A 24,217-nucleotide genomic window follows, 5' to 3' on the forward strand; every position below is an offset into this window, starting at 1 on the left:
TGAAGTATTTGAAAAAATACTTCATTTTTGCATTATGAATATGAAGAATGTTTTATTGCCGGTATTTTACATGCCACCGGTTTCATGGTTTTCAGTGTTTTTAGACGCTGAAAATGAAATTGTATTGGAACAGTTTGAAAACTTTCCGAAGCAAACCTATAGAAACAGAACCAATATCTATGGGGCTAACGGAAAATTATCTCTTATAATTCCCATCAATCATAACGGGAAAAGAGCATTTAAAGATATTGAGATTTCTTACAGGGAAGATTGGAGAACACTTCACTGGAAATCAATTCAGACAGCCTATCAGAGTTCTCCTTATTTTGAGTACTATGAAGATAAATTCAGAAAGATCTTCGACCTGAAAGAAAAGTTTCTTTTGGATTTTAACCTTAAAGGGTTAGAAATCATCCAACAGATACTGAAAACAGAAAAGGCACACTCTTTGAATGAAGAATATATCAAAAATCCGGAAGGGGTCAGTTTCAGAGAAAAATTTTCTGCAAAACATCCTTCAGAATTTGAAATGGAAAGTTATTATCAGACCTTTTCAGACAAATTAGGTTTTTTGGAAGATTTATCGGTTCTGGATCTTATCTGTAACAAAGGTCCTGAATCGCTTGTTTACATAAAAAATATAAAACATTAATATAGGATCGTCACTATCAGTATAGATTACAAAAACAGATGACGGTTGTATATGACTTTAAAACAAATATCAATATATGAAAAAGGTATTATTAGCTGCAGTTTTTTTGACGGGTTTTGGATTCTCCTTTGCACAGGAGTCAAAAGCTAAAAGTGTTGACCCGAATGAAGATAAAAATCTGATGATGTGGTATCACAAAGATTTTGCAACTTCAAAAGTATATGGTGTCAATACTGAAAATGCATATAAATATCTGGAATCAAAAGGATTAAAGCCTAAAACGGTAGTCGTTGGAGTGTTGGATAGTGGCGTTCAGGTAGATCATCCGGGATTGGTGAAAAATATGTGGAGTAATCCTAATGAAATACCTGGAAACGGAAAAGATGATGATGGAAACGGATATATCGATGACATTCACGGTTGGAACTTTATTGGAGGGAAAAATGGTGATATTGACATCGATAACATGGAAGTAACAAGAGTTGTAGCCAAATACAAACCTCTTTTTGAAGGAGATGACTCTGCAAAGAACAAAGCTAATCAGGCTAAAATGCCGGAAGACTTTGCCATGTATATGAAAGCCAAAGATCTTTTCACAAAGAAAAGTGTGGAATCTCAGCAAAATTTCAGAACTTATTCTATGATTAATGAGCTGATCCCTAATATGGTGAAGCTGTTGGCTGGAAAACCAGTAACGGCAGAAAATATTGCAGCCATTAAGAAGCCTACGGATCAAAAGGATGCTGTTGCTTTGGAGGTTTTAAGCCAGGTTTCTCAAAGTCCGGATTTTAAAGGAAAATCCTCTGCTGAATTTGAAGAGAGGATGAAAAAAGATATGAAAGAAGCGATTGATCATTTTGCACCGGCAGCAAAACAATATGACCTTTCATATGATCCGAGAAAAGAAATCGTAGGAGATAACTATGATGATTATTCTGAAAAGAATTACGGAAACAATCATTACGAAGGACCTGATGCAGAACACGGAACCCACGTAGCTGGAATTATTGCAGGACTTCCACAAGGAAAAGAAATTCAACATGGGATTGCTTCAAGAGTAGCTAAAATTATGACTGTAAGAGCTGTGCCTGATGGAGATGAAAGAGATAAAGACGTTGCCAATGCAATCAGATACGCCGTAGATAATGGTGCTAAAATCCTGAATATGAGTTTTGGTAAGCCGGTTTCTCCAGGTAAAAATGTAGTTTGGGATGCGTTTAAATATGCTGAGGATAAAGGAGTTCTTTTGGTAAAAGCAGCCGGTAATGAGAATGAAGATGTAGCAGAACATTTAGCATATCCTACCAACTATAAAAATGTTAATGATGAAAAACCATTTGTCAATAACGTAATTGTAGTAGGAGCAAGTACAAATGATAATAATGCCCTTAGAGCAAGTTTCTCCAACTTCAATAAGAAAATGGTAGATGTTTTTGCTCCGGGAGAAAGAATCTATTCAACGGTGAAAGGAAGTAAGTATGAGTATCTGGATGGAACATCGATGGCTTCTCCTGTAGTATCAGGAGCTGCAGCAGTTCTGCTGGCTTATATGCCCAACCTTAAACCTGATCAGATCATTGAATCATTGAAAAAATCGAGTAATCCGAGCTCAGCGAATGGTTTTACTGATTTTTCTGCTGCAGGAGGTGTTATAGACGTAAAAAAAGCCGCTGAATACGCTTATAATAATTTCTATAACGGAAGCAAAGCTCCTGGTGTTAAAGTGATTAAAAAAGCAAGTAAAGCTGTTAGAAAATAATTATTTATAAATGATTATGATATCCATTTTATGAATGGAGAAGTTGGAGATATCAATGGTGAACTACGATAAGATGCTGTTTTTGTTTTCTTCAGCAAAAATGTTAAAATATTCATTTTTAAATAGCTAATAAAAGAGTCCGAAATTTTTCGGACTTTTTTATTTTTTAAATACAATTTTGGCACGGTTTTTTGTAACTTTAATGTAACAAAATAATAAACAACAAAATGAAAAAGTTACTACTTGCAGGGATGTTAGGAACATCACTTTTTGCAGTGTCTTGTTCCTCTGTGAATAACGCAGCTACATCTCAGAATCAAAGAGCTGACTTCCTTAAATTAAAAGGAGACTGGCAGATTGTGAGCATAGACTACGACAAAGGTTATAAAATTAAGCCTTTTGACGAAGGGGCAGATGCGCAGTGTTTCGTAGGAAGCCACTGGAGATTGATTCCGAACAACTGGACAGGTGCTTATACCCTGAACGGAGGAGGAAGCTGTCCAGCCATTACACAGCCTATCAAGTTTGAAATAAAGAATGGTGATACATTTATGTTTAAAAAAGTTCTTGCAGGTACAAAAGCAAAACAGAATATTGCAGGGTATACTTTATCGGTAATCAACCAAAGCACAGATCAGTTTTCTCTTCAGCAAGATGTTCCATTTGAAGGAGGAAGTGTAAAAGTAGTTTACAACTTCGAAAGAACTGGAATGAAATAATTTAAATAACATAAAAGATTAAAAAAATGAAATTTACTAAAACATACGTAGGAGCTCTTTTCTTGTCATCAGCATTATTATTGACAAGTTGTGAAGCCGTTCAAAATTCAAATCACCAACAAAGAGGTACTGCTGTAGGGGTAGCTTCAGGAGCTGTGCTAGGTGGTATTCTTGGAAATAATGTAGGAAAAGGAGGTAATGGTGCTATTGGTGCTGTACTAGGTGGTATTATCGGTGGTGTTGCAGGTAACGTTATCGGTAACAAAATGGATAAGCAGGCAAAAGATATTAAAGAAACTTTACCAGGTGCTCAGGTAGAAAGAGTAGGAGATGGTATTAAAGTTACGATGAATGAAAGTATCGTAAACTTCGCTTTCGACTCTTCAAATCTTACTTCTGTAGCGCAAAGTAACTTAGATAAATTAGCTAAAGTATTGGCTGATAATCCTGATACTAACATTAATATCTACGGACACACAGACAGCGTAGGTAAGGATGCTTACAACATGGCCCTTTCTCAAAGAAGAGCAGATGCTGTAAAAGCTTACTTAGTAGGAAAAGGATTGGCAGGAAGCAGAATGTTCACAAAAGGTGAAGGTAAAAACATGCCGGTTGCAAGCAACGATACAGACGAAGGAAGAGCTAAAAACAGAAGAGTTGAATTTGCTATTACTGCAAATGAGAAAATGATTAATGATGCCAAGCAAGGGCAGTAATTAATTTAATATATAAATATTTTCGTAAAAGACCGCCCCGGCGGTTTTTTTTGTATTTTTATACCTGTCAATTTTGAATTTATTATTTTTGTAATTGAAATAACATAAATGAAAAAATATTTAAAGCTGCTCCGGGTGGAGCAATGGGTGAAAAACCTTTTTGTATTTGTCCCTCTATTTTTCTCCGGTAACATTACCAATTTTGATTTACTTACCAAAAGTATCTTTGCTTTTATCATCTTCTCATTTGCAGCAAGCGTTGTTTATATTCTGAATGATTATAATGACATTGAGGCAGATAGGAAACATCCTGAAAAAAGAAGACGCCCGCTGGCGAGTGGTGCCATTTCAAAATCTACGGCCATAGGAATCCTTATTGGGCTTTTGATTGCAGATATTGCTTTTGTTGGCTTTGCACAACTGTATTTCCATCAGCCGTTATGGAAATTTGCAACGATTATCGCTTTTTATGTGATGATGAATCTTGCATATACATTCAGATTGAAGCATGTTCCGATCATTGATATATTTATCATTGCCATAGGATTTGTACTGCGTGTTCTGGCAGGTGGTTATATTACCGGGATCAGTATTTCCCAATGGGCAATCTTACTGACTTTTGTACTGGCATTGGTATTAGCCATCGGAAAGAGGAGAGGTGAACTTATTAATGCTCAGGTTTCAGGAAAAACTAGAAAGGCTCTGGATGGTTATAATGTACAGTTTGCGGACATTGCATTATCCATATCCATCACACTGGCAATTGTTTGTTATCTGATGTTTACCCTTTCGCCGGAAGTGCAGGCAAGATTTCATGAAAGAGTTTTTTATACCGTAGTTTTTGTTGTATTTGCTCTTTTAAGATATCTGCAGCAGACCCTGGTGTACAACAGAACAGAATCTCCCACAAAAATTGTGTACAGAGACCGTTATATACAGGTTACTTTATTACTTTGGGTGGCCACATTTTTAATTCAAATTTACTTTAAGAAATGAAGCCAAATTTCACACAGAAAGTTACAAACTGGGGCAATTTCCCGGTAGTGGAAAAAGAAATGAGATCTGAGGACAGCTTCAAAAATATAAAAGAGTTTGTACTCAACCACAATGAAGTTATCGCAAGAGGAAACGGAAGATGTTATGGAGATGCCTCATTGGGGGAAAGTATATTTTCCACCAAAAAATTAAATAAATTTATCAGTTTTGATCGTTTGAACGGGATCATAGAATGTGAATCCGGGGTATTGCTTTCGGATGTACTTGAAATATCAGTTCCACAAGGATATTTCCTATATGTAACTCCAGGGACAAAATTTGTTTCTGTGGGAGGAGCTATTGCTTCTGATGTACATGGAAAGAATCACCATGCAGAAGGTTGTTTTTCGGAATATGTGATTGAATTTAAACTGATGGTTGAGAATGGGGAGATCATTACCTGTTCAAGAGAAGAAAATTCAGAAAAGTTTTGGGCTACGATTGGTGGAATGGGACTTACAGGAATCATTCTGACCGCAAAATTTAAGCTTAAAAACATAGAATCTGCTTATATCCGCCAGGAGAGTATCAAAGCAGACAATCTTGATGAGATTTTTAAGCTGTTTGACGAAAGTGAAAGCTGGACGTATACCGTAGCGTGGATTGATTGCCTTCAGAAAGGGAAAAATATCGGAAGGAGTATTCTGATGAGGGGAGAGCATGCTTTCCAGCATGAATTGCCTCAGAGTATGGGAAAAACTCCCTTAAGATTAAAGAAAAAATTACAGCCTACTGTTCCTTTTTATTTTCCGGGATTTGTATTGAATGCCCTTACGGTAAAGATTTTTAACTGGCTGTATTATAAAAAACAATCCAAAAAAGAAGTCAAGAACTTCATTGATTACGAAACGTTTTTCTATCCTTTGGATGCCATCAATGAATGGAATAAGATCTATGGTAAATCCGGTTTCATACAATATCAGATGGTGATTCCGAAAGAAGCAGGAAAAGAAGGAATGAAGAGAATTCTTGAAACGATTGCTAACAGTGGGAACGGTTCATTCTTAGCGGTGTTGAAACTTTTCGGAAAGAATAATCCGGAGGCTTACAATTCTTTCCCTGTGGAAGGGTATACATTGGCGCTGGATTTTAAAGTCAATTCAAAACTGAAAAAGCTGGTAGACCAGTTAGATAGTATTGTTCAGGAGTTCGGAGGAAGAATTTATCTTACTAAAGACAGCATGAGCAGATCTTCATTAACTAATTACCTGAAAAATATTAGAAGTCCTAAATTTGTGTCTTTACAGCACAAAAGAATCTTAAACAACAATTCATAATGATAGTTCTGGGAAGTACATCTGAAGTGGCACAGGCTTTTGTGGAAAAAGCACTTCAGGAAGGAGAAAAGTTTGAAAAAATCTATCTTTTTACCTCAAATAAAGAAACTACAGAAAGGTTTGCAAGACATATTGATGTGAAATTTCTGCAACAGTCCGAAGTAATAGAACTGGATCTGATGAAAGAAATAGATTATAACAGATTTGATTATATCAATTCAAATGTATTATTTTGTGCCGTAGGATATTTGGGTGAAGGAACAGAGGAAGGATTGTATGATAATAAGAATACAGAACGTATTATTAATATCAATTACTCTAAACTGATTCCGGTAATGAATTATTTTGCCCATAAATTTGAAAGCAGAAGATCGGGAACAATCATCGGACTTTCATCAGTGGCAGGAGATCGTGGAAGACAGAGTAATTTTATTTACGGAAGTGCAAAGGCTGCTTTTACAGCGTATCTGAGTGGACTCAGAAATTATCTTTTTAGTAAAAAAGTACATGTACTGACGATAAAACCTGGGTTTATGGCGACTAAAATGACAGAAGGTCTGCCCTTAAATCCCAAATTAACGGCAACGCCCAAGCAGGCAGCCGCTTGTATTTATAAAGCGTTCAAAAAACAGAAGAATGTGGCATATGTTTTGCCGATTTGGAGTATTATCATGATGATTATCAGGAATATCCCTGAATTTATATTTAAAAAGTTAAAGCTTTAAAAAAATGAAAAAGTTGTATTGTTTTGATTTTGACGGAACCCTGACGTATAAGGATACTATGTTTATGTATCTTAAATTTTACGATTCTACAAAATATAGAATACAATTTTTAAAGCATGTACCGCTTTTTATCCTATTGAAGCTTAAATTGGCAGAAACTGAAAAAGTGAAGAAAAGCTTTATCGGATCTATCTTAAAAGGACAGACCCAGGAGAAGATAGAATTGAAATCCAAGCAGTTCTTTGAATTGCATTATCCCAGAATCGTAAGGGAAAATGCACTGGATTTTATTCAAAATATCGATAGGGATCATACAAAAAGTTTATTGGTAACTGCTTCTTTGGATATCTGGGTAAAACCTTTTGCTGAAGTATTAAAAATGCAGCTTGTTTCTACACGGGCTGAGTTCAAGAACGGGGTCTTCACGGGAAACTTCATTGGAAAAAATTGTAACGGTAAAGAAAAACTGGTGCGGATAAAAGAAGAAATTAACGATTCCAGATATGACAAAATTATTGCATTTGGTGATACTTCCGGGGATAAGCCAATGTTGAAATGGGCAAATGAGGGACATTACCAATTTTTTCACTAATTTTGGGTGATAAAAGTGAAAAAAATGAAAAGTCTGTTAATGGCATGTACAGCGATCCTGATGAGCTGTGCAGGTACAACAACATCTCAACAAAAATTGTCTGATATGCAGCAGAAAGCAGAACTTCTGGTAACCAACTCTCAAGGGGGTGCCGAGCAGCCAGGTTTCAGGATCATTAAAGATGAAAAAGAATATCTTGCTTTGGGAAAAGTAGGTTTTCAAGTGATAGAAGAAGGAAAGGATGCTGCATCCAATTATCCGAAATTCCCTAAAGACAAGAAAGTTATTGTATACAATCTTGGGAGTTTCAGATCAGGTAGCCATAGTATCAATGAAATTAAAGGGGTATATGTAAAGAATAATGTCCTGTATGTAGAAGTTCCGGCTGGAGAACCTTCCGGTGGAATGGAAATTCAGGTGCTTTCCAATCCTTGGTTCGTTTTTGCTGTTCCTGCAAATTACCAGTTTACCTCCGTAGAATTAAAATATTCAAAATAATAATGGATAAAATATATTTAGATAATGCCGCAACCACTCCTCTTGCAGAAGAAGTTATAGATGCAATGGTTGGTACGATGAAGATGAACTTCGGAAACCCGTCTTCAACTCATAGCTTTGGACAGGAAGCCAAAATCCTTATTGAAAATGTAAGAAGACAGGTTGCAGACTATCTTCATGTAACTCCTGCTGAGATCATTTTTACTTCCTGTGGAACAGAATCCAACAATATGATTATCAAATCCTCGGTAGAACACCTTGGAGTAGAGAGAATTATCAGCTCGCCTTTGGAACATAAATGTGTTTCTGAAAGTATCCTGGATATGAAAGCGAGAAAAGGGGTAGAAGTAAATTATATCCGTCCTAATGAAAAAGGAGATATTGATCTTAATAAACTAGAAGAATTATTAAAAGCTTCAGATAAAAAGACTTTGGTAAGCTTAATGCATGCCAACAACGAGATCGGTAACCTTATGGATCTTAAAAAAGTAGCTGAGCTTTGTAAGGCGCATAATGCTCTTTTCCATTCGGATACTGTGCAAACGATGGCTCACATGAATCTTGATTTCTCAGATATTCCTGTAGATTTTGCTTCATGTAGTGCCCACAAGTTTCATGGACCAAAAGGTTCAGGCTTTGCTTACATCAGAAAATCAACAGGTTTAAAAGGAATTATTACCGGAGGACCTCAGGAAAGAAGTCTGAGAGCAGGAACTGAAAATGTTTGTGGTATTGTAGGATTGGGTAAAGCTTTAGAGCTTTCTCTGGATCATATGAATGAATATACCCAGCACATGCAGGAAATCAAGGATTACGCTATTGAAAGATTATCTGCTGAAGTTGGAGGGATAAAATTCAATGGAAGGAGTGCTGAAAAAGAAAACAGTCTTTATACGGTTTTAAGTGCTTTATTGCCATATAAAAACCCGTTAATCGGTCTTCAACTGGATATGAAAGGGATTGCTATTTCTCAGGGAAGCGCATGTTCTTCCGGAGCATCTAAACCATCAATGGTTATGATGATGGTACTTTCAGAGGATGAAATGGATCATTGTACGCCATTACGTATATCTTTCAGTCATATGACTACAAAAGGTGATATAGATGCATTAGTGGATGTTTTAAAAGAGATTTCAAAAGACTATGCTATAGAAAAAACTAATGTTGAGCATAGATAGTCTTATGATGTAAAAGTCGTAATTTTGAACACTCAATAGAATTGAAAAAGAAAAATAATATTAATTAAAATAAAAGAAACAAAATGGCTTTAGAAATTACAGACAGCTCATTCCAGGATACGGTTTTAAAATCAGATAAACCAGTTTTAGTAGACTTCTGGGCAGTATGGTGTGGACCTTGCAGAACGTTAGGACCAATCATCGAAGAAGTAGCATCAGATTTTGAAGGGAAAGCAGTAGTGGGGAAAGTGGATGTTGACAACAACCAGGAGATTTCAATGCAGTATGGTATTAGAAATATCCCTACCGTTCTTATTTTTAAGAATGGAGAAGTAGTAGATAAATTAGTAGGTGTAGCTCCAAAAGAGGTAATCGCTGAAAAACTAAGCGCTCACTTATAAAAAAATAAGTTTGATAATGAATGCCTTCCACGATTGGGAGGCATTTTTTTTGAAAATAATTTGCAGGTAATAAAAAAAGGTGTAATTTTGCAACCACGAAAAAGAAACGACGTTCTTTCACAAAAAAACATGATCCGGTAGTTCAGCTGGTTAGAATGCCGCCCTGTCACGGCGGAGGTCGCGGGTTCGAGTCCCGTCCGGATCGCATAAAGTTTTTCAATTACTTTTAAAAAAATTGATCCGGTAGTTCAGCTGGTTAGAATGCCGCCCTGTCACGGCGGAGGTCGCGGGTTCGAGTCCCGTCCGGATCGCAGAAGTTTTCTCAATTTCTTTTTAAAAAAATTGATCCGGTAGTTCAGCTGGTTAGAATGCCGCCCTGTCACGGCGGAGGTCGCGGGTTCGAGTCCCGTCCGGATCGCAACTACAATATCAAAGTAGTGCAAAAAGCTTTAAAACATATGTTTTAAAGCTTTTTTCGTTTTATGTCTATTCAAAGAAAGTTAAAAAAGCACAATTTGAAAGTGACCTATTCAGTGACCTGTTAAAATAGGTTTAAAAAGGTCACTGAAAATTCAACAAACCCTGTTCAGTAGCTAGTTCAGGAACTGAATATCTTGTGATAAGTTTTTGCTAAGATTAATTTTAAATCTCAAACCCTTTACGAAATGAACAAGACATTCAATTTACTTTTCTATGTAAAAAAAGCTAAAATCAATTCTTTAGGAGAGTCTCCTATTTACTTACGAATTACAATTGATGGCAAGATATCCGAGATAAGCACAAAACGTACAGTAAAGGCTTCAAAATGGAATTCTGCAATGCAGAAGGTTAGTGGCTCTTCTGAAGAATTTAGATCACTTAATTTTTATTTGAAAACTTTTGAGCAGAAAGTTTATGATGCCTATCACGAATTAATCAGAGATAAGGAAACAGTAACTTGTGAGACTCTTAAAAATAAGTTAGTTGGTAAAGGTAAATTGACCAGAATGCTCATTCCTATTTTTCAGGATCATAATGATCGAATGGAGAAACTGATTGAAAAAGAATTTGCACAAGGAACATTGACACGTTATAAAACATGTCTCAAACATACAAAAGATTTCTTGAAATGGAAATATAGTATTACCGACATTGAAATTAAAAAGATTGATTATGCTTTTCTAAATGATTTTGAATTTTTTTTAAGAACCGAGAGATCCTGCAACAATAATTCTGCTGTTAAGTATATTAAGAATTTTGGTAAGATTGTTCGTATTTGTCTTGCGAATGGATGGATAGAGCGAGACCCTTTTATGAACTATCATTCTAAGTTTAATGAAGTGACGAGAATGTTTCTTAATGAACAGGAAATTGAAGTGCTTTTTACCAAAGATTTTACAAATGAGAGATTGTCTTTGGTTAGAGATATTTTTCTGTTCAGCTGTTTCACCGGACTGGCGTACATTGATACCCAAAAACTAACATATCAAAATATCAATTTAGGTCTTGATGGCTCTCAATGGATTTATACCAAACGTCAGAAAACTAAAACTACTTCTAATATTCCCATACTTTCTCAAACAGAGAAAATTATTAAAAAATACAAAAATCATCCGGCTTGCCTTAATAGTGGAAAACTTCTGCCTATTCTTAGTAATCAAAAGATGAATGCCTATTTGAAAGAAATTGCAGATCTGTGTGGTATCAATAAGGAATTAACTTACCATATTGCACGCCACACTTTTGCAACAACCGTTACTTTATCTAACGGGGTCTCTATTGAAAGTGTAAGTAAAATGCTAGGTCATAAAAGTATTAAAACTACGCAGCATTATGCGAAGATATTAGATAGCAAAGTTAGTGAGGACATGATGTTACTTAAACAAAAATATCTTGACAAAAGAATGTAAAAAGATTTCTGAGATAATTAAATTATCAGACAAAGATAGTTGTATAGAGGATCTATATTCGAAGTTGATATGCCTTGTAAAGTAATGATACAGTTTTTTTAAAAAGATATTGAAATTTGTCTGTTAAGATTTCAAAAATGTCTTGAAGAAGACAAAACTTAAGTTCGACATCCTAAAAAAGCTGCTAGTCATCTTTTGTTAATAATCTTCATATATTTTTTATTTATATATCTTTCGATTTCCAAGAGAGATCGTAAGATTTGAATTTAGCAAAAAACATCCTAATATTTTTCCTGTAGGGAGTTGTGTGAGGTTAGCGGAGTATTTTTTATTGAAAAAGAAATCCAGCTTAATGATCAGAAAGAAAAACATTTTTTTCCAGAGATATCCTGTATTTATAAGTAAAGTTGTGAGAGATATAGCATCCTTCTTAGTGTCTAATAATTAGAAACAAAAATGAGAGCTTCACATTCATTTATCACTGGATTTATGCGAGAAGATTGTCTTTAAAAGTTGTAAAGAAAAAATTTTAGAAAATTATTAATAATGTGTATGATTTTGTCTCAAAGATGGTAACAAGTTCAAAATATAATTTTATAAAAAATAGAAGTTATATCCTGATACCTTTTTAAATATAATTTGTAAAAGCTATTAAATCTTTTTGTATTTCAAATTTAATATCGTAATATTGCGATATTAAATAATTAAGTATGGGGCTTACAAAATCAGATATGTTTTCAGATGAACAAAATAAATTAGCTTCTTTGTTTAAAGTTTTTGGACATCCTGCAAGGGTAGCTATACTTCAATATATTATCAATCAAAAATCCTGCATTTGCAATGATTTGGTGGATAAATTAGGTTTGGCGCAAGCGACAATCTCGCAGCATTTAAAAGAGTTGAAATATATGGGTATTATACAGGGTACAATAGATGGAAAATCAGTTTGTTATTGTATAGAAGAAAAGAAATGGAAAGAGATACAAGAGTATTTCAATCAATTCTTTGAACAGGAAGTAAAAGTAAATCAATGCTGTTAAAGGCATTTTTTTACATTCCTTAATATCGTTATATTGCAATATTATGTATCGATTAAATTTGTATATCAAAAATAGAATTCCAAAGTATAGAAAAATATCATAATAAAATAGAAGATTTATGAAACTATCAGACATCAAAGAAATCTTACCAACATTAGATAATGTTGAATTTCAATTAGAGAACGGAATATTTGTACCAGAACACTTTCACGTTACAGAAGTGGGTGTAATTACAAAGAATTTCATCGATTGTGGTGGAACAATCAGAAATGAAAAAGTGGTCAACTTTCAATTATGGAATGCAGATGATTACGAGCATAGATTAAAGCCGACCAAACTATTAAACATCATCAAGTTATCTGAAGAAAAATTGGGAATGGAAGATGCTGAGATAGAAGTAGAATATCAAAGCGGAACAATTGGCAAGTACGATTTGGAGTTTAACGGGAAAACATTTGTACTAAAAAATAAAACGACTGCGTGTTTGGCTCAGGATGCTTGTGGCATTCCTTCAGAGAAACAAAAGAAAAATTTGACTGAATTATCTGTAAACAATTCAAACGCTTGTACGCCAGGAGGTGGTTGTTGTTAATATCTTAATAAGTAAAACAAAATTCAAAACATAAAAATCAATAAAAATGAAAATTGCATTATTCAGCGACATTCACGCCAATCTACCTGCCTTAGAAGCATTCTTTGAAGATGTAGAAAAAAGAAACCCCGACAGTATTTATTGCTTAGGCGATTTGGTAGGTTATAATATTTGGGCAAATGAAGTTGTAAACGAAATCCGTAAAAGGAAAATACCAACCATTGCAGGAAATTATGATTTTGGCATCGGGCGTATGAGCAACGATTGTGGATGTGCGTACAAAACAGACGGGGAAAAAGATAATGGGAAAATCTCTATTTCATTTACCAACTCTATTATGAAAGATGAAGAAAGAGCCTATTTGCGTACACTTCCTGCACATATCAAAGTAGAATTTCAATTGAATGAAGATAAGCTCAATTTATTATTAGTACACGGAAGTCCAAGAAAAATAAATGAATATTTATTTGAGGATAGAGAAGAAAAAAGTATGCTCAGAATTATGGAACAGGCGGACGCGGACATTTTGTGTTTCGGGCATACACACAAGCCATACCACCGTATTTTAAATTCTGGTATTGACGGAAAAAATCATTTCAGACACGCCATCAATATTGGTTCGGTAGGTAAACCTAAAGATAATGATGTAAGAGGTGGCTACGTGATGCTTACAATCAATGAAGATAGTTCAGTACTAGATAAAGATAGTATCAGTGTAGAATTTATACGCTTTGATTATGATATTGAAAAATCAGCAAAAGCAGTTGAAGAAAGCCCACTACCAAACGAATACGCAGAAAATTTAAGAAGAGGTTATTAATCCTAAAAATGATAAAAAGGAACTTCCAAACGATATAAAGTATTCAAAAGAACATACTTGAATTAAAGTACAAGAGAATATTGGTACAATAGGCATCACAGAATTTGCACAAAGTGAATTGGGCGAAATTGTAAATGCAGACTTACCGAATGTTGGATATAATTTTCAGCAGGATGAAGTATTCGGCTCTGTTGAAGCGGTTAAAACGGTCAGGGATTTATTTATGCCCGTATCGGGTAAAATCATTGAAACAATCGACCTACTATTGAAAGCACCTACACTTATCAATGACAACCCATATAAAGATGGTTGGTTGATAAAAATTGAAATCAAAGACCTTACAGAATTAGAAAACTTATTGACAGCAAACCAATATAAAGAACTTACAAATTAGCAACGCTATGCAACCAAAACTAAAATTTCTTGACCGTTACCTTACCTTATGGATATTCCTTGCAATGGCAGTTGGTATAGGATTGGGACATTTCTTTCCGGGTATTTCAAAAATTACGGATGCTCTTTCAGCCGGCACCACAAACATTCCTTTGGCAATAGGTCTGATACTGATGATGTACCCACCATTGGCAAAAGTAGATTACTCATTATTGCCCCAAGCATTTAAGGATAAAAAAGTAATCGGCATATCGTTGTTTCTGAATTGGATTATCGGTACTTTGCTGATGTTCGGATTAGCCGTTTTGTTTCTACGAAATGAACCCGATTATATGACAGGCTTGATACTGATAGGTTTGGCAAGATGTATCGCAATGGTAATCGTATGGAGTGATTTAGCTAAAGCAAACAGAGAATATACAGCTATGTTAGTGGCATTAAATAGTATCTTCCAGATGCTTTCTTATAGCTTCTTAGTTTGGTTATTTATTAATGTGTTACCGAGTAAATTAGGATTGGCAAATTTCAATGTAAGTGTATCAATGAAAGATGTTACAATAAGCGTATTGATATATTTAGGCATTCCATTCTTAGCGGGTTTTATAAGCCGTTATGCATTGGTAAAATCAAAAGGGATAGAATGGTATAACAGGGAATTTGTACCCAAAATATCGCCCATTACATTATATGCTTTACTGTTTACCATAGTATTAATGTTCAGCTTGAAAGGCGATAAAATATTAGAGTTACCAATGGATGTAATAAAAGTAGCCATACCACTAATTATCTATTTTATACTAATGTTCTTCGTTAGTTTCTTTATCAATAAAGCCTTAAAAATTCCTTACGACAAAAACGCATCCATCGCATTTACAGCCACAGGAAACAATTTTGAATTGGCTATAGCAGTAGCAATATCTATTTTCGGTATCTATTCCCCACAAGCATTTGTGGGAGTTATTGGACCGTTGGTAGAAGTTCCCGTCTTGATACTATTGGTAAAGGTAAGTTTGTGGTTAAACGTGAGAGATAGTAAAAAAAAAATGAGTTAAATTTGAATAGTACAAAAAATTAAAGAGATATGTCATTATCTGATAGAAAAAATCATTGGGAAAAAATATACAATACCAAAGCTTTGGAAGAAGTAAGCTGGTATCAGCCTACACCCGAAACGTCATTAGCATTTATTAAAGAATTCAATGTATCAAAAACGGCCAAAATAATTGATATTGGCGGAGGAGATAGTTTTTTTGTTGATCACTTGCTTGACTTGGGTTATCAGGACATTACAGTTTTAGACATATCAGAGACAGCACTTAGTAAAGCTAAGCAACGACTTGGCGAAAAGTCAAACCGTGTAAAATGGATAGTTGAAGATGCCAGTACATTTAAACCCACAGAACAATATGATTTTTGGCACGACAGGGCTGCTTTTCATTTTTTGACAGAGGATAATGAAATTGAAAGCTACATCGATACGGTTAAACAGAACATTAAACCAACAGGAATTTTGGTAATCGGGAGCTTTTCAGAACAAGGTCCGATAAAATGTAGTGGTATTGAAATCAAACAGTATTCTGAAAGTTCATTGGAAAGTCGCTTTAAGGAACATTTCAATAAAATAGAATGCTTTACCGTAGACCACAGAACACCTTTTAATACCAATCAGAACTTTGTGTTTTGCAGTTTTAGAAGAAAAAGATGAGTTGGAATAAAAATATCGATAAAAAAATGAAATGGCAGATCTTATCAAAGTTTCACCATTCATTTTAGTTTGTTGATGTAGTAGACAGACAGCTTCACAGTATCATTAGTCAAAAATAAAACAGATGAAAAATCTACATTTGATTGTCGTTTGTTAATAGTTGCGAAATTTAAAAAGTTTATTAATAATAAGTTTTTGTTTTTCAAGAATTTTTATTTTAAAAGTTTTTAGAATATTTAGTTAAACTTTGAAAAATATATTTATATTTGTAAAGTGAGATTAGTTAAGTTCTTTTTAATTATTTATTTCATGGTGCTTGCCGTAGTGCCTTGTAATGATATCCATGCGCAGTCTCCAAATAATTCTAAAGATTCTTACAGTACTATCAGCAATTCTGAAGATTCTCATTCTAAAGACAAAGGAGATATTTGTTCTCCATTATGTACTTGTAACTGTTGTCAGATAACAGTAGCTTCTTTTAAAAGTGAACCTCTTCCACTTCAAAAAAAGGTCACTGAATATTTTTCAAAAAAGATTCATTTTCAGAAAAATGACTTTGCGTATTTGGTATACGACCAAATTTGGCAACCCCCCAAGATTTAGTTTTTATTGATTCAATGAAAGGTGCGTGTCTTTCATCAATTTGTCATGGATACTTTGCAATATGATTGCATTGTAATCCTGTTCATCTTTGTATTTCGTTTTAGGTTCATCACAATTGATGAACACATTTCGAATTTCAATAAAAACTTAAATTCAATGTTAGATAATATCATAAGATTTAGCATCAAAAATAAAATCATCATAGGCTTGATGACTTTGATGTTAGTCATTTGGGGTGCTTGGAGCGCCACAAAATTACCTATTGATGCCGTACCGGACATCACCAACAATCAGGTACAGATTATTACAGTTTGCCCGACGCTTGCAGGACAGGAAGTGGAGCAACTCGTTACTTTTCCAATCGAGCAAAGTATTGCCAATGTCCCAAATATTGAAGAAACAAGAAGTATTTCAAGGTTTGGGCTATCAGTTATTACCGTTGTTTTCAAAGAAGATGTAGACGTTTATTTTGCCCGTCAGTTAATCAGCGAACAATTAAAAAGAGCTGCCGAAGAAATTCCGAAAGGTGTGGGAACACCTGAAATGGCTCCTGTAAGTACAGGTTTGGGCGAAGTCTATCAATATATTCTTCACCCTAAAAAAGGCAGTGAGAAAAAATACAGCAGTAAGGAGCTAAGAACAATGCAGGACTGGATTGTCCGCAGACAGCTTAACGGAACTCCTGGTGTTGCGGAAATTAACAGCTTTGGAGGAGAGTTGAAACAGTATGAAGTTGCAGTAAATCCAAACCGTCTAAAAGCAATGGGAGTAAGTATTACAGATATATTTACTGCTTTAGAGAAAAACAATCAAAACACCGGAGGTGCTTATATTGATAAAAAGCCGAATGCCTATTTTATTCGTGGAATCGGAATCGTTACTTCGATTGAAGATGTAAAAAATATAGCTGTCAAAAATGAAACGGGTAGTGTTCCGATTTTCATTAAAGATGTAGCCAATGTTGGCTTAGGCCACGCAGTCCGTTATGGAGCTTTGACTTATAATGGCGAAGTAGATGCAGTGGGAGGTGTAATTATGATGCTGAAAGGCGCCAATAGTAATGAAGTCGTTCAAAGAGTTAAAGAAAAAATTCCTACCATTCAGAAATCGCTTCCGGCAGATGTTGTGATTGAGCCATTTTTGGACAGAACAGATCTGGTAGGAAGAGCAATCAGTACTGTAGAAAAAAACCTGATTGAAGGAGCATTGATCGTAATCTTTGTCTTGGTTATTTTCCTTGGAAATTTAAGAGCTGGTTTGATTGTAGCTTCAGCAATTCCCCTTTCATTGCTATTTGCTTTAGGAATGATGAATGTTTTTGGGGTAAGCGCCAACCTGATGAGTTTAGGAGCTATTGATTTTGGTTTGATTGTAGATGGTGCAGTGATTATTGTCGAAGCCACCCTTCATCATCTTGGAATGAGAAAAAGTATGAAGGTAATGACTCAAAATGAAATGGATGAAGAGGTTTTCCTTTCTGCGTCAAAGATTAGAAGCAGTGCTGCATTCGGAGAGATCATTATTTTAATCGTTTATATTCCGATTCTAACTTTAGTGGGTGTTGAAGGTAAAATGTTCACACCAATGGCTAAGACAGTAGGGTTTGCAATTCTAGGAGCTTTGATTTTGTCACTGACTTACATTCCTATGATGAGTGCCTTGATCTTATCAAAAAAACCTTCTCATAAAGAGACTTTCTCAGATAAGATGATGAACAGACTCCAAAAAATCTATCAGCCTCTTTTGGAAAAAGCTTTGAAAATTAAATATTGGCTGGTGGGAGTAACAGTTGCCATATTTGCCGTTGCAGTTCTGATTTTTGGTAGAATGGGAGGAGAATTTATTCCTCAATTACAGGAAGGAGATTTTGCTTTTCACTGTATTTTACCACAGGGAAGTTCTTTAAGTCAAAGTATAGAAACTTCAATGCAGGCTTCAAGAATTATCAAGCAATTCGATGAGGTAAAAATGGTTGTCGGAAAAACAGGAGCTGCAGAAGTCCCTACTGATCCTATGCCGCCGGAAGCCACGGATATGATTGTCGTACTAAAACCACAGGATGAATGGAAAACCAAGAAATCCTATGAACAATTAGCCGACGAAATTTCTGAAAAACTGGAAACCATTCCAGGAGTTTTCTTTGAAAAAAACCAGCCGATCCAAATGCGTTTTAATGAACTAATGACCGGTATCAGACAGGACGTTGCGGTGAAGATATTTGGTGAGAATTTAGATTCATTGGCAATTTATGCAGATAAAACAGCAAAAGTTATTCAATTGGTTCAGGGAGCAACTTCCCCACAAATAGAACGTGTTAGTGGGCTACCGCAGATTAATGTGGAATATGACAGAACAAGAATGGCCAATTATGGACTGAATATTCAGGATGTTAACAGTGCTGTAAGTACTGCATTTGCAGGACAGGCAGCAGGGCAGGTTTTCGAAAATGAAAGAAGATTCGATCTTGTTGTCCGTTTAGACAGTCTGAACAGAACTAATATCGATGATGTAAATAACCTGATGATCTCCACCAATTCCGGAGTGCAGGTTCCTCTTTCACAGGTGGCAAATGTCAGTTATAAATTAGGTCCCGCACAAATCAGTCGTGAGGCAGGAAAAAGAAGAATTGTTATCGGTTTCAATGTCAAAGGCAGAGATGTTGAAAGCGTTGTGGAAGATATTCAGAAAAAGCTGGATCAACAGGTTAAACTTCCGTCGGGATATTATTTCACCTATGGTGGTCAGTTTGAAAATCTAAAGGCGGCGAGCGCAAGGTTGATGATTGCTGTTCCTGTGTCGTTGCTACTGATCTTTATGCTTTTATATTTTACATTTCACTCTTTTAAACAGGCTGCGCTAATTTTTACAGCCATTCCAATGAGTGCTATTGGTGGTGTTTTCGCTTTAATATTAAGAGATATGCCATTCAGTATCAGTGCAGGAATTGGATTTATTGCTTTATTTGGAGTTGCGGTTTTGAACGGAATTGTTTTGATAGGCACTTTCAACCAACTGGAAAAAGAAGGCGAAACCGATATTCTAAAGCGCGTATTGGTAGGTGCCAAAACGAGGTTGAGACCCGTTTTGATGACAGCGACGGTGGCTTCATTAGGATTTTTGCCAATGGCAATTTCTACGGGAGCAGGAGCAGAAGTTCAGAAACCACTGGCAACAGTTGTTATTGGAGGTTTGGTAACAGCTACATTCCTGACATTATTTGTATTGCCTATGCTTTATATTATTTTTAATACAAAAATCAACATAAAGAAAATAGGTAATAAATCAGTTGCAACACTTGTGATATTAGGATTCTTATTTTTAGGTCAGACTTTTAAAGCACAGCAGGGTAATCCGTTGAGTCTTGAGGAGGCTACCAAGATGGCGCTAACCAACAATAACCTGATGAAGTCAAAAGATCTGGATATTAAGGCCACGGAAGCATTATTGCCTACCGCCAAAGAACTTCCTAAAATGAATGCAGATATGCAATTGGGACAGTATAACTCGAAAAAGTTTGATCAAATGTTTTCCATTTCTCAGACAATTCCATTTCCCAGCTTATTTAAAGCCAAAAAAGACCTTATTAACGAGCAGGTGAAAGGTAAACAAATAAGTAAAGAGGTGTCTGCAAATGAACTCGCTAAACAGGTTAGAACATATTATTATCAGATTGAGTACTTGCAGTACAATCAGACAAAACTTCAAAACCTGGACAGCTTATATACCGATTTTATTAGAATTGCAACAGTTAGGTTTAAAGCGGGAGATGTTAAAAAAATTGAAATTAATACCGCTGAAACGCAGAAAGGAGAAATTAATCTGTTACTCAAACAAAATTGGGTGTATTTGATTAATGCTTACAAAAACCTAAAGGCACTTTTAAATACTTCTGAGGATTTTACCATATTATATGATGAGAATTATCATCCTCTGAAAGCGGATTATGTTCTGGACAGTACTGTTGTTGCAAGACATCCTACGGTAAGGGCTTTTTATCAGGATATGGAGATTGCTGAGAAAAACAAAAAGGTTGAAAAGTCCCTAGGTTTACCGGATTTCACAATAGGTTATACAAATCAGTCACTGATTGGTTTTCAGACTGTAAATGGAATGGATCAATATTTTAACGGTGGAAACAGATTTCATTCTGCAACAATTGGAGTTTCTATTCCATTAACTTTTGGTGCAACCAAGGCGAGAATTCGTTCACTGGATTATCAAAAGCAAATGGCGGAGTCCAATGCGAAGTTTCAGCAAAAACAATTGGAAGCACAGCTTGAAAATGCTTTGAACCAATATCAGCAAAATATAAAACAGTATGATTACTATGTCAATCTGGCTATTCCAAATGCTGAGAAGATTACAAAAGCAGGGCAGTTGGGATATAAAACAGGGGAAATATCATATGTGGAATATCTTTTTGCTTTGCAGACTTCTACCAATATTCAGTTGAAATATCTGCAATCCATTCAGCAGGTCAATGAATCTGTCATTATCATTAATTCAATAATCAATCAATAAAATGAAATGCCTGTAATGCTATTAATTAATCAGTATTACAGGTACTTCATCTGACAAATAAATTTATAAAGATGAAAATCAAATATAGTATTGTATCTCTAGCTTTAATTTCACTTTTTGCTGTTAGTTGCGGAAAGAAAGATACAGCGGAAGCAACAACAGAAAAACCCAAAACAGAACAAGCTGAAGAGGGTGCTCACGAAGAAGGACCGAAAACTATTGCTGAACTTACAGAAGAACAAATGAAATCTGTAGGAGTCTTACTGGGACAAGTTGAAATGAAAGACCTAACGTCAACCATAAAAGCCAACGGATTGTTGAGGGTTCCTAATGATAAAAAAGCTACAGTGACCTCTTTATATGGAGGTGTTATTAAGACCATTAATTTTCAGATTGGTGATTATGTAAGAAAAGGGCAGGTGTTGGCAAGCATCAGTAATCCAGAATACATTCAGCTGCAGGAGCAATATTTAACCGTAAACAGTCGAATATCTTTTGCAGAGCAGGAATTCAGAAGGCAGAAAGAGCTATTTGACAATGATGCAGGAGCCAAAAAGAATCTACAGAGTTCTGATGCCGAACTGAAGAGTCTGAGAACACAAAGAGCATCTTTACAGAGACAACTTCAGCTGATGGGAATAAGCCCAGGAAAGGTTAATAACAGGAATCTACGTTCAGGATTGGTCATTACTGCTCCTATAAGTGGTATTATAAGTAATATCAATGCGCAGATAGGAAGTTATGTGGATGTTTCGTCTCCAGTTTTGGAAATGATTGATAACAGTTCGATTCATTTGGATCTTCAAGTTTTCGAAAGAGACCTTCCTAAAATGAAAGTAGGTCAAAATGTACAGTTTAAGCTGACCAATAACCCTGAAATGCTTTATAATGCAAAAGTTTATAGTATTGGTTCTTCTTTTGAAAATGAAAGCAAGACCATTTCTGTTCATGCCAATGTTACAGGAAATAAAGTGGGGTTGATCGACGGAATGAATATCACAGGTGTAATTAATCTTGAGAGTGCGACAACGCCTGCAGTTCCCGATGAGGCAATTGTAGAGGCTGACGGTAAGTTCTATGTATTTGTACAGACAGACAAAAAAGCTGAGGAGCATGAAGCTCTAGAGAAGGCAGATGATGATCATGGACATGGACATGATGAAGGAGAAGCTGAACACGGTCACAAAAATGAACAGGAAGCTGGAAATCACGCGAAAGAACAGGGGAAGAAAATGAATTTTGAAAAAGTTGAAGTGGCGAAAGGTTCATCAGAAATGGGCTATACCGCTATTACTCCTGTTACTGAAATTCCAAAAGATGCAAAGATTGTCGTTAAAGGAGCTTTCTTCGTGAATGCTAAACTATCGAACGCTGGAGATCATGGGCATTAGTAAACTCAAAGAGTGAAATTAACCTTAAGGTGTTTCACTCTTATTTAAAAATTAATGATTATGGCCTTAAAACAAGAACTTGAAAAACAAGGTAACTGGCTGTTCAGATACAGAAGTTTTTTACCGCTTATCATTCTTTTCATTGGTTTAGCAGTTTTTATTGAGACCAACTGGAACAGAAGTAGCTCTGAATGTAATGTTTATTATGAATTGTTTTGCCTCCTTATAAGTATTTTCGGATTAAGCATAAGAATTTACACAGTTGGTTTTACTCCAAAAAATACATCAGGCAGAAACACAAAAGCGGGTCAGGTGGCTGATGAATTAAATACAACAGGAATTTACAGTATTGTCAGAAATCCACTGTATCTCGGAAATTTCTTTATGTGGCTTGGTGTAGCTCTGTTTACTGAAAACATATGGTTTATAGTTTCATTCATCCTTTTTTATTGGATCTATTATGAAAGAATCATATTTGCTGAGGAGCAGTTTCTTGAAAGAAAATTTGGGGATTATTATATCAGGTGGACTGAAAGAGTACCTCCGTTTATACCTAATTTTTCATTGTTCAAAAGTAATCAGCTGAGGTTCAGTATCAGAAAAGTTTTGCTTAAAGAAAAAAACGGACTTTTTGCCATCTTTCTGATTTTTACTGTATTTGATCTTACGGCAGAAGTTATGAATAACCACCTTCATTTCAATAATGTTTTTATTACAGGTTGCATAGTGACTATGCTGTTATATGTGGTCTTGAAAATAATAAAAAGAAATAAAGGGTTTTCCCTCGAAATTAAAAGGTAGAAAACATATAAATATTAAATACAAAAAAACTATGTTACTCAACAAAAGAATTTCAATAGGATATTTTGTCCGTCAGATTAAGTACCAGATCATATTGATTGTATTTTTTGCTTTTCTTATAGGTTTTTTGGATGATATATCTTTATTTAAAAAAATATCTATTCCATTAAGCATCCCCGCTTTGCTGGGAACGGCAGTGTCATTACTTCTGGCATTCAGAACAGCACAGTCATATGAAAGATGGTGGGAGGCAAGAACCGTATGGGGAGCTATAGTCAATGACTCAAGATCTTTTATAAGATTAGTAAGACAGTTTGTTCCTGAACTACCTGAGGAGAGCAGGGTATTTACAGAAAGACAGATCGTGTGGGTGTATGCATTAGGTGAAGCGTTGAGAAAACAGGTATTTTCAGATAAAGTGAAGAATTATCTGCAGTCCCATAATATTACAGGAACAAATATTCCTAATGCAATTTTGGATAAGCATTCTGAACATATTAGAAAAATTGCTGCAGAAGGTCGTATTTCAGATTTTAAAGAAGTTCAGTTAAATGAGGTTCTTATGAGATTATGTGACAGCATGGGAAAATGCGAGCGTTTGAAAAATACAGTATTTCCAAGAGCTTACAGTATCCTGCTTCATACATTGATTTATGTTTTTGCTTTTTTACTGCCTTTTGGTTTGGAAGATTCTCAGTTGACTGTTGAAATAGCGACTACTATCATTGTCCCTATTATATTTATTACGATAGAGAAAACAGCTATTATCATGCAGGATCCTTTTGAGAATACTCCTGTTGATACGCCAATGACAGCTTTGGCTCACACGATTGAAATTAACCTTCTTCAAATGATTGGTGAGAAAAATATTCCCGCTAAAAGACAGAATGATTCCTATTTTGAAATGTAG

General features: G+C 35.2%; 23 protein-coding genes and 3 tRNA genes. All 26 read left to right on the forward strand.

Annotated features, from left to right (window positions below; translation table 11 throughout):
- The first annotated feature begins 34 nt into the window (after positions 1 to 34).
- The 26 genes from NBX25_RS04940 to NBX25_RS05060 all read left to right on the forward strand — a co-directional run bounded on the left by NBX25_RS04940 (position 35) and on the right by NBX25_RS05060 (position 24,217).
- Complete coding sequence (locus tag NBX25_RS04940; RefSeq protein WP_410493996.1) at positions 35 to 652, forward strand: WbqC family protein; 618 nt, start codon at positions 35 to 37, stop codon at positions 650 to 652.
- A 76-nt stretch (positions 653 to 728) separates the two neighbouring features.
- Positions 729 to 2,411 (forward strand): S8 family serine peptidase, encoded by a 1,683-nt coding sequence (locus NBX25_RS04945; RefSeq protein WP_250252997.1) that lies wholly within the window; start codon positions 729 to 731, stop codon positions 2,409 to 2,411.
- Between the two features lie 227 nt (positions 2,412 to 2,638).
- Positions 2,639 to 3,130, forward strand: a complete 492-nt coding sequence (locus NBX25_RS04950; protein WP_068941648.1) for a lipocalin family protein — start codon at positions 2,639 to 2,641, stop codon at positions 3,128 to 3,130.
- Positions 3,131 to 3,156: 26 nt separating this feature from the next.
- Positions 3,157 to 3,846, forward strand: a complete 690-nt coding sequence (locus NBX25_RS04955; RefSeq protein WP_123908649.1) for a YiaD family glycine zipper/OmpA-like lipoprotein — start codon at positions 3,157 to 3,159, stop codon at positions 3,844 to 3,846.
- Positions 3,847 to 3,954: 108 nt separating this feature from the next.
- On the forward strand, positions 3,955 to 4,842 hold the full coding sequence (locus NBX25_RS04960) for a decaprenyl-phosphate phosphoribosyltransferase (protein ID WP_123908648.1): 888 nt from the start codon (positions 3,955 to 3,957) through the stop codon (positions 4,840 to 4,842).
- On the forward strand, positions 4,839 to 6,158 hold the full coding sequence (locus tag NBX25_RS04965; protein WP_250252999.1) for an FAD-binding oxidoreductase: 1,320 nt from the start codon (positions 4,839 to 4,841) through the stop codon (positions 6,156 to 6,158). Before NBX25_RS04960 ends, NBX25_RS04965 begins: the two co-directional genes overlap by 4 nt.
- A complete protein-coding gene (locus NBX25_RS04970; RefSeq protein WP_123908646.1) occupies positions 6,158 to 6,883 on the forward strand; it encodes an SDR family NAD(P)-dependent oxidoreductase in 726 nt (241 codons plus the stop codon). The genes NBX25_RS04965 and NBX25_RS04970 overlap by 1 nt, the downstream gene beginning before the upstream one ends.
- Before the next feature lie 4 nt (positions 6,884 to 6,887).
- A complete protein-coding gene (locus NBX25_RS04975) occupies positions 6,888 to 7,475 on the forward strand; it encodes an HAD-IB family hydrolase (RefSeq protein ID WP_123908645.1) in 588 nt (195 codons plus the stop codon).
- A 24-nt stretch (positions 7,476 to 7,499) separates the two neighbouring features.
- Positions 7,500 to 7,973, forward strand: a complete 474-nt coding sequence (locus NBX25_RS04980; protein ID WP_250253000.1) for a hypothetical protein — start codon at positions 7,500 to 7,502, stop codon at positions 7,971 to 7,973.
- A gap of 2 nt (positions 7,974 to 7,975) precedes the next feature.
- Positions 7,976 to 9,151, forward strand: coding sequence for a cysteine desulfurase family protein (locus tag NBX25_RS04985; protein WP_250253002.1), 1,176 nt, complete (start codon positions 7,976 to 7,978; stop codon positions 9,149 to 9,151).
- A gap of 83 nt (positions 9,152 to 9,234) precedes the next feature.
- Complete coding sequence (gene trxA, locus NBX25_RS04990) at positions 9,235 to 9,552, forward strand: thioredoxin (RefSeq protein ID WP_027374941.1); 318 nt, start codon at positions 9,235 to 9,237, stop codon at positions 9,550 to 9,552.
- Between the two features lie 131 nt (positions 9,553 to 9,683).
- A tRNA-Asp gene (locus NBX25_RS04995) sits at positions 9,684 to 9,757 on the forward strand.
- A gap of 32 nt (positions 9,758 to 9,789) precedes the next feature.
- Positions 9,790 to 9,863 (forward strand) — tRNA-Asp (locus tag NBX25_RS05000).
- Positions 9,864 to 9,896: 33 nt separating this feature from the next.
- Positions 9,897 to 9,970, forward strand: a tRNA-Asp gene (locus tag NBX25_RS05005).
- Between the two features lie 247 nt (positions 9,971 to 10,217).
- Complete coding sequence (locus NBX25_RS05010) at positions 10,218 to 11,441, forward strand: site-specific integrase (RefSeq protein ID WP_002981237.1); 1,224 nt, start codon at positions 10,218 to 10,220, stop codon at positions 11,439 to 11,441.
- Between the two features lie 710 nt (positions 11,442 to 12,151).
- On the forward strand, positions 12,152 to 12,481 hold the full coding sequence (locus NBX25_RS05015) for an ArsR/SmtB family transcription factor (RefSeq protein ID WP_002981234.1): 330 nt from the start codon (positions 12,152 to 12,154) through the stop codon (positions 12,479 to 12,481).
- Between the two features lie 118 nt (positions 12,482 to 12,599).
- A complete protein-coding gene (locus tag NBX25_RS05020; protein WP_002981233.1) occupies positions 12,600 to 13,073 on the forward strand; it encodes a DUF6428 family protein in 474 nt (157 codons plus the stop codon).
- Between the two features lie 46 nt (positions 13,074 to 13,119).
- Complete coding sequence (locus NBX25_RS05025; RefSeq protein WP_002981231.1) at positions 13,120 to 13,893, forward strand: metallophosphoesterase family protein; 774 nt, start codon at positions 13,120 to 13,122, stop codon at positions 13,891 to 13,893.
- Positions 13,894 to 13,954: 61 nt separating this feature from the next.
- The gene (locus tag NBX25_RS05030; protein WP_081457775.1) at positions 13,955 to 14,287 is read left to right on the forward strand and encodes a glycine cleavage system protein H; all 333 of its coding nucleotides are present in this window, start codon (positions 13,955 to 13,957) and stop codon (positions 14,285 to 14,287) included.
- A gap of 7 nt (positions 14,288 to 14,294) precedes the next feature.
- Complete coding sequence (arsB, locus tag NBX25_RS05035; protein ID WP_002981227.1) at positions 14,295 to 15,338, forward strand: ACR3 family arsenite efflux transporter; 1,044 nt, start codon at positions 14,295 to 14,297, stop codon at positions 15,336 to 15,338.
- Positions 15,339 to 15,367: 29 nt separating this feature from the next.
- Positions 15,368 to 15,991 carry a class I SAM-dependent methyltransferase gene (locus tag NBX25_RS05040; RefSeq protein WP_002981225.1) on the forward strand — a complete coding sequence of 208 codons (624 nt, stop codon included), beginning with the start codon at positions 15,368 to 15,370 and terminating at the stop codon, positions 15,989 to 15,991.
- Between the two features lie 273 nt (positions 15,992 to 16,264).
- The gene (locus tag NBX25_RS24750; RefSeq protein ID WP_123901651.1) at positions 16,265 to 16,594 is read left to right on the forward strand and encodes a DUF6660 family protein; all 330 of its coding nucleotides are present in this window, start codon (positions 16,265 to 16,267) and stop codon (positions 16,592 to 16,594) included.
- Between the two features lie 156 nt (positions 16,595 to 16,750).
- Positions 16,751 to 21,115 carry a CusA/CzcA family heavy metal efflux RND transporter gene (locus NBX25_RS05045; protein ID WP_027374942.1) on the forward strand — a complete coding sequence of 1,455 codons (4,365 nt, stop codon included), beginning with the start codon at positions 16,751 to 16,753 and terminating at the stop codon, positions 21,113 to 21,115.
- A gap of 71 nt (positions 21,116 to 21,186) precedes the next feature.
- Positions 21,187 to 22,506: an efflux RND transporter periplasmic adaptor subunit gene (locus tag NBX25_RS05050; RefSeq protein WP_002981220.1), complete on the forward strand. Its 1,320-nt coding sequence runs from the start codon at positions 21,187 to 21,189 to the stop codon at positions 22,504 to 22,506.
- Between the two features lie 60 nt (positions 22,507 to 22,566).
- On the forward strand, positions 22,567 to 23,307 hold the full coding sequence (locus tag NBX25_RS05055; RefSeq protein WP_034689560.1) for a methyltransferase family protein: 741 nt from the start codon (positions 22,567 to 22,569) through the stop codon (positions 23,305 to 23,307).
- A gap of 31 nt (positions 23,308 to 23,338) precedes the next feature.
- Positions 23,339 to 24,217: a bestrophin family protein gene (locus NBX25_RS05060; protein WP_002981215.1), complete on the forward strand. Its 879-nt coding sequence runs from the start codon at positions 23,339 to 23,341 to the stop codon at positions 24,215 to 24,217.

Source organism: Chryseobacterium sp. Marseille-Q3244, from assembly GCF_940807095.1.
Taxonomy (GTDB): Bacteria; Bacteroidota; Bacteroidia; order Flavobacteriales; family Weeksellaceae; genus Chryseobacterium.